Origin of the sequence: Terribacillus aidingensis (assembly GCF_040703035.1) — a bacterium.
Classification (GTDB): Bacteria; Bacillota; Bacilli; order Bacillales; family Amphibacillaceae; genus Terribacillus.
The window spans coordinates 2,013,196-2,028,258 of sequence record NZ_CP159996.1 but is presented as its reverse complement, the minus strand read 5'-3'; the positions used below and the strand labels follow the sequence as shown (position 1 = coordinate 2,028,258).

The 15,063-nt window shown below is 45.2% G+C and carries 12 protein-coding genes and 1 other annotated feature; of the genes, 11 read left to right on the top strand and 1 reads right to left on the bottom strand.

The genetic code is table 11. The features are described from left to right. The first annotated feature begins 51 nt into the window (after window positions 1–51). Window positions 52–717: a DUF421 domain-containing protein gene (locus tag ABXS78_RS10750; protein WP_366247232.1), complete on the top strand. Its 666-nt coding sequence runs from the start codon at window positions 52–54 to the stop codon at window positions 715–717. A 6-nt stretch (window positions 718–723) separates the two neighbouring features. Here ABXS78_RS10750 and spoVB read toward each other — a convergent pair whose 3' ends face one another. Next, on the bottom strand, window positions 724–2,271 hold the full coding sequence (gene spoVB, locus ABXS78_RS10745) for a stage V sporulation protein B (protein WP_366247231.1): 1,548 nt from the start codon (window positions 2,269–2,271) through the stop codon (window positions 724–726). 120 nt (window positions 2,272–2,391) lie between these two features. On the opposite strand from spoVB, the gene ABXS78_RS10740 reads away from it, so the two are divergent. From ABXS78_RS10740 to aspS, 10 genes are all read left to right on the top strand, one after another. Next, entirely contained in the window at window positions 2,392–2,688 is a 297-nt protein-coding gene (locus ABXS78_RS10740; protein WP_095222424.1) for a post-transcriptional regulator, read from the top strand. A 155-nt stretch (window positions 2,689–2,843) separates the two neighbouring features. After that, window positions 2,844–5,102: a protein translocase subunit SecDF gene (gene secDF / locus ABXS78_RS10735; RefSeq protein WP_366247230.1), complete on the top strand. Its 2,259-nt coding sequence runs from the start codon at window positions 2,844–2,846 to the stop codon at window positions 5,100–5,102. Between the two features lie 86 nt (window positions 5,103–5,188). Continuing rightward, complete coding sequence (locus tag ABXS78_RS10730; RefSeq protein ID WP_366247229.1) at window positions 5,189–5,572, top strand: lipopolysaccharide assembly LapA domain-containing protein; 384 nt, start codon at window positions 5,189–5,191, stop codon at window positions 5,570–5,572. Window positions 5,573–5,629: 57 nt separating this feature from the next. Continuing rightward, window positions 5,630–7,975, top strand: coding sequence for a single-stranded-DNA-specific exonuclease RecJ (recJ, locus tag ABXS78_RS10725; protein WP_366247228.1), 2,346 nt, complete (start codon window positions 5,630–5,632; stop codon window positions 7,973–7,975). After that, window positions 7,965–8,480 (top strand): adenine phosphoribosyltransferase, encoded by a 516-nt coding sequence (locus ABXS78_RS10720; RefSeq protein ID WP_095222428.1) that lies wholly within the window; start codon window positions 7,965–7,967, stop codon window positions 8,478–8,480. The genes recJ and ABXS78_RS10720 overlap by 11 nt, the downstream gene beginning before the upstream one ends. Window positions 8,481–8,646: 166 nt before the next feature. Then, on the top strand, window positions 8,647–10,863 hold the full coding sequence (locus tag ABXS78_RS10715) for a bifunctional (p)ppGpp synthetase/guanosine-3',5'-bis(diphosphate) 3'-pyrophosphohydrolase (RefSeq protein ID WP_095222429.1): 2,217 nt from the start codon (window positions 8,647–8,649) through the stop codon (window positions 10,861–10,863). A gap of 18 nt (window positions 10,864–10,881) precedes the next feature. Beyond that, window positions 10,882–11,343, top strand: coding sequence for a D-aminoacyl-tRNA deacylase (gene dtd / locus ABXS78_RS10710; RefSeq protein ID WP_095222430.1), 462 nt, complete (start codon window positions 10,882–10,884; stop codon window positions 11,341–11,343). An 80-nt stretch (window positions 11,344–11,423) separates the two neighbouring features. Continuing rightward, window positions 11,424–11,594 carry a hypothetical protein gene (locus ABXS78_RS10705; RefSeq protein WP_176465685.1) on the top strand — a complete coding sequence of 57 codons (171 nt, stop codon included), beginning with the start codon at window positions 11,424–11,426 and terminating at the stop codon, window positions 11,592–11,594. 46 nt (window positions 11,595–11,640) lie between these two features. After that, window positions 11,641–11,859: a binding site (T-box leader), on the top strand. Window positions 11,860–11,935: 76 nt separating this feature from the next. Further along, entirely contained in the window at window positions 11,936–13,228 is a 1,293-nt protein-coding gene (hisS, locus tag ABXS78_RS10700; RefSeq protein WP_366247227.1) for a histidine--tRNA ligase, read from the top strand. Then, window positions 13,221–15,005: an aspartate--tRNA ligase gene (aspS, locus tag ABXS78_RS10695; protein ID WP_366247226.1), complete on the top strand. Its 1,785-nt coding sequence runs from the start codon at window positions 13,221–13,223 to the stop codon at window positions 15,003–15,005. Before hisS ends, aspS begins: the two co-directional genes overlap by 8 nt. The last annotated feature ends 58 nt before the right edge of the window (window positions 15,006–15,063 follow it).

The window sequence follows — 15,063 nt, the reverse complement described above, 5'->3', positions numbered from 1 at the left end:
GAACGAATAGAACCATTGCTCTAACACAAAATAAGCAAAAAGGAGGTGGTCATGTTGCTTGATACACTGGAATGGTCAATCATAGGCAGAACAATTCTTTCTTATATTGTCATTGTTATCATTTTCCGTCTTATGGGAAAACGAGAGATAGGCGAATTGAGCATCATTGATTTGGTCGTCTATTTGATGCTGGCGGAAATAGCCGTTTTCTCCATCGAAGACCCAAGCAGTCACTTGCTTCATTTTATCGTGCCGATGGTGATACTACTGGTTATACAGAGAGGGACAGCATTACTTTCTCTAAAGTTTCCTAAGATGCGTGATTTTATGGAAGGGAAGCCGTCAGTCATTATTTCCCGCGGCAAGATAGATGAGCATGAGATGCGCAAACAGCGTTACAGCTTTTCTGATCTTCAGCAGCAACTGAGAGAAAAAGGAACGAAAAGTGTACAAGATGTTGATTTTGCGATCCTGGAAACTTCCGGTGAATTATCTGTATTTGAAAAACAAGATACAGATGACGGCAGCAGCGGTTTCGTTCAGCCGCTGATCATCGACGGCGAGATTCAGCAAAAAGCATTGGAGTATATCGGTAAAACTGCTTCTTGGCTCCGCGGCGAGATGAAGCGTCATGGCCATCCTGATATTGGTCGTATATCGTATTGTACACTCGACCAAGATCATAACTGGTATATTGACCGAAAAGATGAACGCTGATAGGAATCAACGTTTCTTTCTGGACAGAAACTGCTCTACTTCCGCTCTCGTTATAAAGCCGAAACTGAGCATGAACAATAAATAGAGGATGGTTAGAATCAAAAGTAAAAATAGAAATGTTGGAAGGTTATATAGTGAACTAGTGAATATCCCTTTCAACAAGTGTGCAGTAAAAGCTGTTATTCCCAGCAGACCTAGCATTTGACCGATTTCCTTCACAGATAGCCTAAAACCTGCAACTCGTGCTAGTGAAATCAAATGCAATAGAGTTATTAAAACAACTGTGACAATCATACTGATAGCAACCCCGATAATTCCGAACTTGGCATTGGATGCCAAAGAGACAAGCAAGATGATTTTGACGCCTGCACCGATGATTGTATTCCACATCGCAGACTTAGCTGCATCGAGTGCTTGCAGTGCAGTACTGAGCGGCATTTGGATATACATCATAATATAAAAAGGTGCCATGAGAAGAATGAATCGCTCTGCACTTTCACTTCCATACATATAATGGAGGATCGGTCCTGCAAATACTGTCAGAATTACCGTTGCAATCGCACCTGAAGCAAAGCTGAGTCGAATTGCCTGGTGAATCCGATAATGTACGAATTGATGTCGATTTTGTTCATTTGCCTCGCTGATAGAAGGAAGCAAAGCTGTTGCAAGAGAATTCGTAATGAAAGTCGGTAAAAACAATAGGGGGAGTGCGTAACCGGTAAGTTCTCCGTACTGCCTTGTGGCCATTGCCGTTCCGACCCCAGCCAAAGCAAGGCTTTGTGCTGTAAGTATCGGCTCTAGAAAGTGGGTTCCGCTGGCAACAAGCCTGCTGCCAGTGGCAGGTAAGGCAATCGAGAACAGTCGCTCCAAAGTCTGCTTGCCGCCCTTTAAAGCTGTGACGAATTGAGATCGTATTTTTACGGTCTTTTTTCGTTTGAATTGATACAGCATGTAGAGCAAAGAAATGAATTCGCCGATTAAAACTGAAATCATTGCCCCTAAAGCTGCAAATTCAACCCCATAAGGCAGAAAGAACTTTACGAGGAAGACTGTGCAGCTGATTCGGACTATCTGTTCGATCACTTGTGAAAAGCTCTGCGGCTTCATATTCTGTTTCCCCTGAAAATACCCCCGAAGTACTGATGCCACAGCCAATATCGGTATAACTGGTCCGATTGCCAGCATTGGGTAGATGACACGCGCATCTTTCAGCAGCTTATCTGCAAGATATGGAGCTGCAAAGTAAAGAAGACCGACAAATGCAATGCTGATACTGAGTGTTACGGTTAGCGAAACAACAACGATTTTTTTTATTTGTTCGTTGTCTCCACGCACGTCTGCTTCTGCTACCCGTTTAGAAATAGCAGTAGGCAGACCGAACTGGGTAATGGCAGTTGCCAGGAACAACGTAGGCATGGCCATCATGTATAGACCAATCCCTTCTCCCCCCATGACACGTGCAACGACAATCCGGTTCACGAATCCTAGGAAGCGGGTGATCAAGCTGGCGGCAATCAGTATGAGTGCCCCTTTTAGGAAAGTCTGCTTTGTCACATCGACAACCTGCCTTCTCAAATGTTAGTTTTTCGGCTACAATTAAATGTATGCATGAGATATGGCCAAGCATGACAAGCCTGAACAGAACAAAGGCAAGTTGTTTTAGGAGGTAGAAACGTGTACGAAACAAAGACGGTGAACGAATGGAAGTCGGAAGTGATGCCTGCAGTGATTAGCAAGAAGGAAGAATTTCATTTGCTTGGCTACGATAAAGCCTCTGCTGCGGATATCTGGAACTGTATGGAAAAAAAGGTATGGAAAAAAGAGAAAGACAAACCAAAACGTCTATATGAAGTAGTGGCTGATATTATGCAGTTGAATGTATCGGTTTATATGGGTTATTTGACAATGTCAGTGTATGGAGAAGATGAGGATCTGATGGCATCCATTGCTGCTATCAATGGTCAATCCTGATTCGGGTAATGTTGACAGTGCCGGCTTATGTTCTCTATACTATGTGAGTATTTGAGGGACAAGCACAGCACGTACATATGTATGTACTTTTATTGCAGAAAAACTCTGCATCATATTAGGTTTCCGTTGAACGGAAAATGGGAGGCAGTTGCATCATGGTGAAAAGAGGCAGAATTGTTGCCTTCTTCTTGATCGTCCTATTGCTTTTGGGTGCGATGGGAACGACGATTAAAGGAATCGCAAACGATTTAAACTTAGGACTCGATCTGCAGGGCGGTTTCGAAGTGCTATATGAAGTAAGTCCGCTGGAAGAAGGGGACGAGGTAAATACGGCAACGCTGAATGCCACAGCACAGGCATTAACGGAGCGTGTCGATTCCCTAGGTGTCAGTGAGACAAGCATTGATATCGAGCAGCCAAACAGGATTCGAGTCCAGCTTGCTGGTGTGAAGGATCAGGAACAGGCTCGTGAGATGCTGTCGACTACTGCTAATCTATCATTCCGTGACACAGCAGATAAAGAATATCTGAATGGTACGGATATTGAGGCGGGCAGTGCGAAGCAGGCGTTTGATCCACAAACGAATCAGCCGCTTGTTACGGTCGATATGAAAGACGCTTCCAAATTCGGCGAAGTGACAAGTGAGCTTTCTCAGCGTGCATTCCCGGACAACCGTCTGGTCATCTGGCTGGATTATGAAGATGGCGACTCTTATGAAGAGGAAGCACAAAAGCCTGAGAATGAACAAAAGTTCATTTCTGCTCCTGCAGTTTCTCAGACTATCAACAGTAAATCAGTTCAGATTGAAGGTAACTTCACAGTAGAAAGTGCACAAGAGCTTGCAGACCTGCTGAATGCTGGGTCACTTCCAGTGAAGATGGAGGAAGTGTACTCAAACTCAGTTGGTGCTCAATTCGGACAGGAAGCACTTGATCAGACTATGCTTGCAGGGTATATTGCCTTCGCGCTTATTCTGTTGTTCATGATTGTGTACTACAGACTTCCTGGTTTAATTGCTTCCATTACTTTGGCAATTTTTGCTTATTTGAACATACTTGTGTTTGATTTACTTGGTGTAGTGCTGACGCTGCCAGGAATTGCAGCATTAATCCTAGGTGTGGGGATGGCTGTTGATGCCAATATCATCACTTACGAACGGATAAAAGATGAACTGAAAACCGGTAAGTCTCTAAAAGCCGCCTACAAAGCGGGTAACAAAAACTCATTGGCTACAATTACAGATGCCAACTTGACTACAATGATTGCAGGTATCGTGCTGTTCATATTCGGTACGAGCTCCATCAAAGGGTTCGCAACGACACTAATCATCAGTATTCTATTGAGCTTCATTACAGCTGTGTATGGGTCACGGGCATTGCTCAGCTTGTTGGTGAAAAGCCGTGCGTTTGACAAGAAACCAGGCTGGTTCGGAGTTTCGAAAAGAAATATTCGCAAACTCAATGATAAAGAGGAACGTGAAGTCACATTCTATGGTTTGAAGCTGAATCTAGTGAAGCATAGAAAAGCTTATTTTGCTTTCTCTATCGCGCTGACGATTGCCGGGATCATCTGCTTGAGTGTATTCAAGCTGAATCTTGGTATCGACTTCACGAGCGGATCTCGTGTGGAATTCGATTCAAATCAGGCTCTTACGACAGAACAAGTAGAGCAGAAGATGGATGACTTCGGCTTCGAGTCGAGGGAAACGCAGCTGTCGGCTGATGGCAAACATGCCTCCGTCCGACTAGAGGATACGCTCACAAAAAACGAGGAAAATGAGTTGAAGAGCAGTATTCAAGATGAATATGGAGATGCACCGAGTATCAGTACAGTATCGCCTATAATCGGAAAAGAACTAGCGGAAAATGGATTATACGCTGTCATCTTTGCTTCCATAGGTATCATCCTGTATGCGACGATCCGATTTGAATTTAAGTTTGCTGTAACAGCCATCTTGGCCTTGCTGCATGACGCCTTCTTCATTTTGGCGATATTCAGTATCACCAGACTGGAATTCGACATTACGATCATAGCAGCAATTCTGACTATCATCGGTTATTCGATCAACGATACGATAGTGACCTTTGACCGGATCAAAGAGAATATCCGTATCAAACGGAAAGTCAAAACGTTCGATGAGCTGGCCAAAATCGTAAATGACAGCTTGCTGCAGACACTTGTGCGAAGTGTGAACACTGTTTTGACTGTAATAGTTGCAGCGATTATTCTGTGGCTCTTCGGTGCTGCGTCGATTGCTAACTTCTCTATTGCGCTTATAATTGGGCTGGCAGCGGGGACATATTCTTCCCTATTCATTGCTTCACAGCTATGGCTCGTTTGGCGCGGCAGAAATATTGAAAAAAATCCAATCATCCATGAAGAGAAAAAGAAAGTGGAAGGACCGCAAGTCTGATTGGCTAACCCCCGTAGTAAATACGGGGGTTATTTTTTGGGGAATGGGGAATGTAAAGAGTAGCACCATTAGAAAGGAGCCAGTAAATGAAGGCACAATGGTATATCATTCTAGCAGTCATCTTTGCAGTACTTATTGCAGTATTCGCAGTTATCAACGTAGACAGCGTGCAGGTGGACTATCTATTCGGTACAGGCTCTGCTCCGCTAATCCTGATCATTCTGTTCTCCGTTTTGATGGGCGTCTTAATTACAGCATCTGTAGGAGGGTTGCGTATGTTCAAATTAAATAGGGAAGTACGCGCTTTACGTAAGGATAATGATAAAAAAGCAGCTGAAATAACAGAACTTCAAGAAAAACGTGCGGAACAAGGACATGAAGAATTCGAAAGACCAACGACAAATATTTCCGATCCGACAACAAATACCTACCCAACATCCGAACGAATTAGAGATGAATACAGACAATAACCGATTGCTCCCTCGACCAGGCTCTAGTATAATAGCTTGGTTAGGGGGTCTTTTTTTATGTTAGAAAGCAGAATGAGATGGAAGGATAATAGCAGCCGCCCTTCAGCTCACGAGCCTATGGGCTTGGGTGTTTCTCCGCTAGTAGAGCAGCTGCTCATACAGCGCGGAATCACGTCAGTTGAGGCTGCAAAACGGTTCCTTCATCCGTCTCTAGAGGACCTACACAGCCCGGAACTTATTTCTGATATAGATGTTGCAGCGGAACGGATCCGTGCTGCAGTGGAGCAGGGTGAAAAAATTCTGGTTTTCGGAGATTATGATGCAGATGGTGTTTCATCCACTGTTGTTTTATTGGAAGCATTACGGGAGCTTGGAGCGGACTGTGATTATTATATTCCTAACCGCTTTACGGAAGGGTATGGTCCGAACGAAGCAGCTTTCCGCGCCGCAAAGGAAAATGGCTATCAGTTGATTGTGACAGTGGATACAGGTATTGCTGCGATCCACGAAGCAGAAGTAGCGAAACAAATTGGAATCGATCTTATCATCACTGATCACCATGAAGTGCAGGAAGCTGTCCCGGAAGCTGTCGCAGTGGTACATCCGAAATGTTCGCCGGATTATCCTTTCCATGAGCTTGCAGGAGTAGGTGTCGCTTTTAAGCTGGCTCATTATTTACTCGGCTATTTCCCAAAACAGCTGCTTGACCTTGTTGTGATCGGAACAATAGCTGATTTGGTGCCGCTTGTTGATGAGAACAGGGTGCTGGCTGCCGAGGGGCTAAAGGCAATTGCGTCGTCGACAAGACCTGGAATCCGTGCTCTGAGAGATAGCTGCGGACTAGACGGCGTTGTAACAGAAGAAGATATCGGCTTCAAAATCGGGCCGCGTATCAATGCAGTTGGACGGTTGCAGGATGCTGACCTCGCTGTCGAATTGCTGTTGGCAGCTTCGTACGAGGAAGCCGCTGAAATGGCAGAGGAAATCCAATCTCTCAACACAGAGCGACAAAATATCGTTGCCAAAATAGCAAAAGAAGCGGAAGCAATGGTCAGAGAACAGTCAGAGGAAGACAGCAGCCATGTCATCATCGTTGCAAAGGAAGGCTGGAACGAAGGTGTACTTGGGATTGTGGCCTCGAAACTGGTCAGAACCTTCGACCGGCCGGCGATTGTGCTGGCGATTCATCCGGAAAAAGGTACGGCGAAAGGTTCTGCCCGCAGTATTGATGCTTTTGATTTGTTCCACCACTGTATGCAGGTTCGGGATCACTTCGTCGCTTTCGGGGGACATGCCCAAGCGGCCGGGATGACATTAGAGCTGGAACAATTGGATAAACTGCGAAAAGCTTTGAATCAAATGGCAGCAGAATCGCTTTCAGCGGAAGATTTCAAACAAACGCTTGCGATCGACTTGTCGGTTACAGTTGAAGATGTTTCAATCGATTTGATCCGGGACATGGCTCAGCTCTCTCCTTTTGGAATGCAAAATCCAAAGCCGCTTGTGAAGCTTACTTCACCAATGCGGGAAGTAAAGCTCATCGGAGCAAATAAAAACCATCTCAAGTTCGTATTTGCAGAGGAAAGCGTACAGTTAGACGGTGTATGCTTTGGTCAGGGAGATCTTTACCCATTCCTCACTCCGGCAGATGATCTGGAAGTTGTCGGAGAATTGTCTATCAATGAATGGAATGGCAGACAAAAACCGCAAATCTTGATTGAAGATGTCGCAATTCGCTCTTGGCAGCTATTTGATCATAGAGGCAGCAAGCAGCTGAAGAAGGCTGTTCATATTAAAAACGAAGAAGAGACAGCTGTCGTGCGATTCCGGCCGAATACGGATTTAAGCTGGCTGTCTGATCAGATTCGTGTTTTGGATTTTGAAACAGAAGGTCTTGCAAATGCGGCAGGCAATATCAGGGCTGTCATATTCGCTGATCTGCCTCGACGTATGACGGATGTCACGTATGTCTTGCAGCATATACAGCCAGATTTGATTTATGCGTGCTATGATGTGAAAGAGAATGCCTACTTACAAGGTTTTCCAGATCGTGATCAATTCAAAGTATTCTATGCGATTCTGCTAAAGCAGAAGACTATGATGTACAGCCAGCTAGTGGATTATCTGAAAAACAGCCGAGGCTGGAGTCCTGAAAGGACCAAGTTTATTTCCGACGTGTTTTTTGAGCTGGAATTTGTTAAACTAGATGAGGATCAAATTTCAATCAACCCAAATCCTTCCAAACGTGATCTGGCTGACTCTGAGGTCTACCAGGGATTGAAGGAAGCGATAGAAGTCGAGAAGATCTTATATTATTCCGGCTATAAAGAATTGAAAGCGTGGCTGGAACGCGTACTTGAACGCGGGGAAGTTATCGAGGAGGAAGCAGTAAATGGATTATAAAAAATATATTACAGTCGTAGAGGACTGGCCGAAACCAGGTATCCGATTCAAGGATATCACTACTTTGATGGATAATGGTCCGGCTTATAAATCAGCGGTAAATGAAATCGTGGAATTCGCTAAAGATAAAAATGTGGACTTGATCGTTGGTCCAGAAGCGCGCGGCTTCATCGTAGGCTGCCCGGTATCGTATGCGCTGGATATCGGCTTTGCCCCTGTCCGTAAGGAAGGCAAGCTTCCTCGTGAAGTTATCAAAGTCGCTTATGGACTTGAGTATGGTGAGAATGTACTTACAATCCATAAAGATGCTATCAAGCCAGGTCAGCGCGTCCTTATTACGGATGACTTGCTGGCAACTGGCGGTACAATCGAAGCAACAATCAAGCTTGTTGAGGAATTAGGCGGTATTGTTGTCGGTTGTGCGTTCTTCGTGGAATTGTCATATCTAGACGGCAGAGATAAGCTGGATGGCTATGAAGTACTTACATTGACTAGCTACGAATAATATCGAACAGAACAGGAGTGCCTCATTCGGGGCACTCTTTGTTTCATTTTAAGAAACAGATACTTGTCGAATAGATTGGATATTTGTTAAGCTTATAAAAATAACATGTGACAGTTCAGAACCCTCGTCGCTTATGCAGACGATGAGAAGGAGTTTAACTAAAGAGATGCCAAAGGAAAAAGTTCTCACGGCCGAAGAGGTCATACAAGAAGCAGCACGATATCTGTCGGACGAGCATATCGATTTTATCCGGAAAGCGTATGAGTTCGCCGAAAAAGCGCATGAAGGACAATTCCGCCGTTCCGGTGAAGCTTATATCATTCATCCTGTTCAAGTGGCCGGAATTCTTGTTCATCTGGAACTCGATGCCGAAACGATTGCAGGCGGCTTCCTGCACGATGTAGTAGAGGATACACCTGTAACGGTCGAAGAGTTGGAAGCAGCTTTTAATGCCGAAGTAGCAATGCTCGTAGATGGCGTTTCCAAGCTTGGAAAAATTAAATACAAATCAAAACAGGCACAGCAAGCTGAAAATCACCGGAAGATGTTCGTTGCAATGGCAAAGGATATTCGGGTCATTCTGATTAAGCTTGCTGACCGTTTGCATAATATGCGTACACTGAAGCATCTGTCACCTGAAAAGCAGCGCCGGATTTCTAATGAGACACTTGAAATCTTTGCACCGCTTGCACACAGACTCGGAATCAGTACGATCAAGTGGGAACTCGAGGATACCGCACTTCGCTATATGAATCCTCAGCAGTATTATCGAATCGTCCACCTTATGAAGCAAAAGCGCGATGAACGGGAAAGCTACATCGGTGACGTGATGGATCAGATCCGCAGTCAGCTTAGTGATATAAACATCGATGCTGATATATTCGGACGGCCGAAACACTTGTACAGTATTTATCGGAAGATGGAGTATCAGCATAAGCAGTTCAATGAAATCTATGACCTGCTTGCGGTTCGAGTCATTGTGAAAAGCATCAAAGACTGTTATGCCGTTCTTGGCGTAATTCATACATGCTGGAAACCGATGCCGGGCAGATTCAAGGATTATATTGCGATGCCAAAGCTTAACCTTTACCAATCTTTGCATACGACTGTCATCGGGCCAAAGGGCGATCCGCTCGAGGTACAGATCCGTACGGAAGAAATGCATGAGATAGCAGAATACGGTATCGCAGCCCATTGGGCGTATAAAGAAGGCAAACAGCTAAACACGAGCACGCAGAAGAAATCATTTGAAGAAAAGCTGACATGGTTCCGTGAGATTCTTGATTTCCAGAATGAATCCGAAAATGCGGAGGAGTTCATGGAATCACTTAAACTCGACCTTTTTAGTGACATGGTTTATGTGTTCACACCAAAAGGTGATGTTATCGAACTTCCTTCAGGTTCCGTTCCGATTGATTTCGCTTATCGAGTTCATACAGAAGTAGGCAATCATACAGTTGGCGCCAAGATCAACGGTAAGATGGAGCCGCTTGAGTATAAACTGAAAAATGGCGATATTGTGGAGATGATGACTTCCAAGCACTCTTACGGGCCTTCTCAGGACTGGGTCAAGCTTGCCCAGACAACTCATGCACGTAATAAAATAAAACAGTTCTTCAAGAAGCAGCGCCGCGAAGAGAATGTAGCTAAAGGCAAGGAGCTAGTGGAAGAAGAAGTAAAACAGTCTGGCTTCGATATGAAGCTTGTATTTACACCGGATAACCTTCGCAAGGTAGTCGAGAAATTCAACTTCACGTCCGAGGAAGATATGTATGCAGCTGTCGGTTATCAAGGTATCACAGCAGCGCAGATTACGACTAGACTAACTGAGAGCCTGCGCCGTCAGTACGAAAAAGAAGAAGTGATGGAGAAGACGATTGAAACAGCGAAGATGGCAAGTGCGTCCAAATCCGCTGCCTCAAGCCGCAAGCGGGATTCCGGGGTGCGTGTAGAGGGTGTGGATAATATGCTTGTCCGTCTTTCCAAATGCTGCAACCCTGTACCAGGTGACGAAATTATCGGCTATATAACGAAGGGAAGGGGAGTCTCTGTCCATCGTTCCGACTGTCCGAATATGCAGACAGAAGATGCACAAACGCGTAAGCTACATGTCGACTGGGAAAACAATGCTACCATTTCCAAGCAATATCATGTGGACCTGGAGATAACCGCCTTTGATAGACATGGATTGATGAATGAAGTACTGCAAGCTGTCAATGAGACCCGCACACAAATTACTGCTGTCGATGGCAAGTCCGACCGGAATAAGCTGGCAACAATCCATCTGACAATTTTGATTCATAATATCGGTCATCTACGGAAAATCGTAGAGCGGATCAAACAAATTAAAGATATTTATACAGTTACGAGAATGCTGCAATAGAGAAATGAGGCGCAAGAGATGAAAGTAGTAGCACAGCTTGCAAAAGAAGCCAGCGTCACTGTACGTGAAGAGGTTATCGGAAAAATTGGCAAAGGCTTCATGCTGCTTGTAGGCATCACACATGAGGATACGGAGGCGGATCTTGATTATATCGTGAACAAGCTGATTCACCTTCGCGTCTTCGAAGATGCTGACGGTAAGATGAATGAGTCGCTCCTTCAAATCGGCGGGGAAGTTCTATCTATTTCCCAATTCACATTGTATGCTGATACACGGAAGGGACGCCGGCCCAGCTTCACTGACGCAGCAAAGCCGGATATTGCCATTAAGCTTTATGAACAATTTAATCAAAAGCTTATCGAAGCAGGCATTCACGTGGAAACTGGGGAATTCGGTGCGCATATGGACGTACAGCTCATTAATGAAGGCCCGATTACCATTATCTTGGACAGTGCAGATCGACCGAACAAGGAAGCATAATGCTTTCTTGTTTTTTTGTATAAAGAATGGTTGAATCGAGAATACTAGTTGAGAAAAAATCCGAAAAAGGTGTGATCAGCTTGCGTAGCAGTGATGCACAGCAGCATGTATTCGCCGCATCCCGGCTGGATGCTGTCCGGCTTCGAGGTGAGCCAGCTTCTATGATCGACGATCCGGTTATACCGAACTTCACAGGATCACCAAACAGTATGGAACGAAAAAAATTACAAGAACGACTAAAACAATCTTGACAATCTTTCTTACAAACATGTACTATTATTACAATCTAAAGAAACCGGAAATCCGATGAGGGAAAGAGTAAGTCGAAATCACTGTGAACAGAGATCAGGCGTCATTGGCTGTAAGCGCCTGGCACAGCTTCGAACTGAAAGACATTCCTTAGGATCACTGTCGAACAACGCAGTAGACAGTGACGTAGCAGGCGTTAACTGACCAAGGTGGGATACAGCTGTATCCAACTAGGGTGGCAACGCGGGAAAAACTCCCGTCCCTTGTGTTATAAGGGACGGGGGTTTTTTGTCGTTATTTTTGGAATCCGGGGATTGGGTCATTAGTCGAGGAGGTTTATCACATGGATATGAAAGCGCCAAGAGGTACACAGGATATCTTACCTGGAACATCAGAAAAGTGGCAGTATGCTGAAAAAGTACTGACAGATCTGGCAAGCAGATTCAACTACAAAGAAATCAGGGTGCCGATTTTCGAACACACGGAGTTGTTCCTTCGCGGTGTAGGGGAAACAACGGATATTGTTCAGAAAGAAATGTACACATTCAAGGATAAAGGGGACCGCAGCTTGACGCTTAGACCAGAAGGAACGGCATCCGTCGTTCGCGCTTTTGTGCAAAACAAGCTATACGGTCAGCCGGAACAACCGACGAAGCTATTTTATTATGGACCGATGTTCCGCTACGAGCGACCGCAGCAAGGTCGCATGCGCCAGTTCGTTCAATTCGGCGTCGAAGCCTTGGGAAGTGAAGATCCGGCAATCGATGCGGAAGTAATCAGCTTGGCTATGAGCGGCTATCAGCAGTTAGGTTTGAAATCATTGAAACTGATCATCAACACGCTCGGAGACAAAGAAAGCCGTGATGCACACCGCACAGCTTTGATTGATCATTTCACACCTGTCAAAGAAGAGCTCTGCAGTGACTGTCAGAATCGCCTGGTAAAGAACCCATTGCGTATTCTTGATTGTAAGAAGGATCGGGAGCACCCGAAAGTAAAAAGCGCACCATCCATCCATGATTTTCTTAATGACGAATCCAAAGCATACTTTGACGCTGTTAAAGCAAACTTGGATGCAATCGGCATTCCTTATGAAGTAGATCCGAATCTTGTCAGAGGCCTGGATTATTACAACCATACAGCATTTGAAATCATGAGTAATGCAGAAGGCTTCGGTGCCCTTACGACGCTTACGGGCGGTGGCCGTTATAATGGTCTTGTCGAAGAAGTTGGCGGTCCATCCACACCAGGTATCGGCTATGCACTAAGTATTGAACGTCTATTGTTTGCATTAGAGGCAGAAGGTATCGAATTGCCTGTTAAGACTGGAACAGATGTTTACGTCGTAGCACTTGGTGAAGAAGCTGTCCAAAAAGAAGCAGCAAGACTGACATATCAGCTGCGCTTAGCTGGTGTGACAACAGATAAGGATTACCTTGGCAAGAAAATGAAGGGCCAGTTCAAAGCTGCTGATCGCCAGCAGGCGAAGTTTGTTGTTGTTCTCGGTGAAGATGAGCTCGAAAAAGGCGTCATCTCCTTGCGTAATATGCAGGAAGGACAGCAGACTGAAGTAGCAATCAAGGAAGCTGTTGATACAATCAAACAACAGCTGGATGGAGGAAAAGCGGATGAGTGAAAGACAAAAGGCAGGCCTGCTGCGAACGAGCCATGCAGGCGAGACAGTAACAATCAAAGGGTGGGTACAGAAACGGCGTGACCTGGGCGGATTGATTTTTGCTGATATCCGGGATCGTTCCGGAATCGTGCAAGTCGTTTTCAACCCTGATGTATCCAAAGAAGCATTAGAAACTGCTGAACAAATCCGCTCTGAATTCGTTGTGAGTGTTACTGGTAAAGTTGTAGAGCGCGAAGATGCTACAAAAAATCCAAATATGGCAACTGGAGAAATCGAAGTTGTTGCAGAAGAAATCAGTATCTTGAACAAAGCGAAGAGTCCGGCATTCCAAATCGAGGATGATGTGGATGCATCCGAGGATGTCCGCTTGAAATACCGCTATCTGGATTTGCGGAGAAAACCGCTGCAGGAGACATTCCGTCTTCGCCATCAGGCAACGCAAGCGATCCGCAATTTCTTGAACGAGGAAGAATTCTACGAGATGGAAACGCCGATGCTGACAAAAAGCACACCAGAAGGAGCGCGCGACTATCTTGTACCAAGCCGTGTGCACCCAGGTGAGTTCTATGCGCTTCCGCAATCTCCGCAGTTATTCAAACAGCTGCTCATGATTTCAGGCTTCGAGAAGTATTATCAGATCGCTCGCTGTTTCCGTGATGAAGATTTGCGTGCGGACCGTCAGCCGGAGTTCACTCAAATCGATATCGAGACTTCGTTCATGTCCACAGAAGATATCATCGGCATGACAGAACGTATGATGAAGCGTGTCATGAAAGAAGTGAAGGACGTTGAAGTTCAAGTGCCATTCCCGCGCCTGCCTTACGCAGAAGCAATGGAACGCTTCGGTTCTGATAAGCCAGATACACGTTTTGGGCTTGAATTGGTAGATGTACGAGAAGCAGTGAAGTCTGCTGACTTCAAAGTATTCCAAGATGCAATCCAAAACGGCGGCCGCGTCAGTGCAATCAACGTGAAAGGACAGGCGGCGAACTTCTCTCGTAAAGATATCGATGCGTTGACTGACTTTGTTAAGATATATGGTGCGAAAGGACTTGCATGGGTCAAAGCAGAAGCCGACGGTTCTTTGAAAGGACCAATTGCGAAATTCCTTGACGAAACTGTTCAGAGCCAGCTGAAAGAGGTTCTTTCTGCTGAAGCGGGCGACTTGCTGGTATTTGTTGCAGATAAGACGAAAGTAGTCTTTGATAGCTTAGGAGCATTACGGAATAAACTTGGTCGTGAGCTTGGACTTATCGATGAAACTAAGTTCAACTTCCTTTGGGTGACAGATTGGCCTTTATTCGAATACGACGAAGAAGAAGGCCGTTATTATGCAGCACATCATCCATTCACGATGCCAGCGGCAGCAGATATCGATAAGCTGGAAACAGATCCTTCTTCTGTCAAAGCAGAAGCGTATGACATTGTCCTTAATGGCTATGAACTGGGAGGCGGCTCGCAGCGTATCTACCAAATGGATCTGCAAAACCGGATGTTCGAGGTTCTTGGCTTCACGAAGGAAGAAGCACAGGAACAATTCGGATTCCTGCTGGATGCTTTGGAATCAGGAGCTCCTCCGCACGGCGGAATTGCACTTGGTTATGACCGTTTCATCATGCTGCTATCCAACAGCACGAACCTTCGGGATACAATCCTATTCCCGAAAACTGCTTCTGCGACCGATCCATTGACAGATGCTCCAGATCCAGTAAGCAAAAAGCAGCTGGATGAACTGTATTTGGATATCCAAAAAAAATCAGCAGGGCAGGAAGCATAATAGGCAGACTTTCCAGTTGAAAACTCTGTTTATCCATGCTAATATAGTTCCATAAACA

Coding starts and splice junctions, on each gene's coding strand:
- recJ (WP_366247228.1), top strand. CDS start 5,630: ATGTTAGAAAGCAGAATGAGATGGAAGGATAATAGCAGCCGCCCTTCA.
- dtd (WP_095222430.1), top strand. CDS start 10,882: ATGAAAGTAGTAGCACAGCTTGCAAAAGAAGCCAGCGTCACTGTACGT.
- ABXS78_RS10720 (WP_095222428.1), top strand. CDS start 7,965: ATGGATTATAAAAAATATATTACAGTCGTAGAGGACTGGCCGAAACCA.
- ABXS78_RS10750 (WP_366247232.1), top strand. CDS start 52: ATGTTGCTTGATACACTGGAATGGTCAATCATAGGCAGAACAATTCTT.
- aspS (WP_366247226.1), top strand. CDS start 13,221: ATGAGTGAAAGACAAAAGGCAGGCCTGCTGCGAACGAGCCATGCAGGC.
- ABXS78_RS10715 (WP_095222429.1), top strand. CDS start 8,647: ATGCCAAAGGAAAAAGTTCTCACGGCCGAAGAGGTCATACAAGAAGCA.
- secDF (WP_366247230.1), top strand. CDS start 2,844: ATGGTGAAAAGAGGCAGAATTGTTGCCTTCTTCTTGATCGTCCTATTG.
- ABXS78_RS10730 (WP_366247229.1), top strand. CDS start 5,189: ATGAAGGCACAATGGTATATCATTCTAGCAGTCATCTTTGCAGTACTT.
- hisS (WP_366247227.1), top strand. CDS start 11,936: ATGGATATGAAAGCGCCAAGAGGTACACAGGATATCTTACCTGGAACA.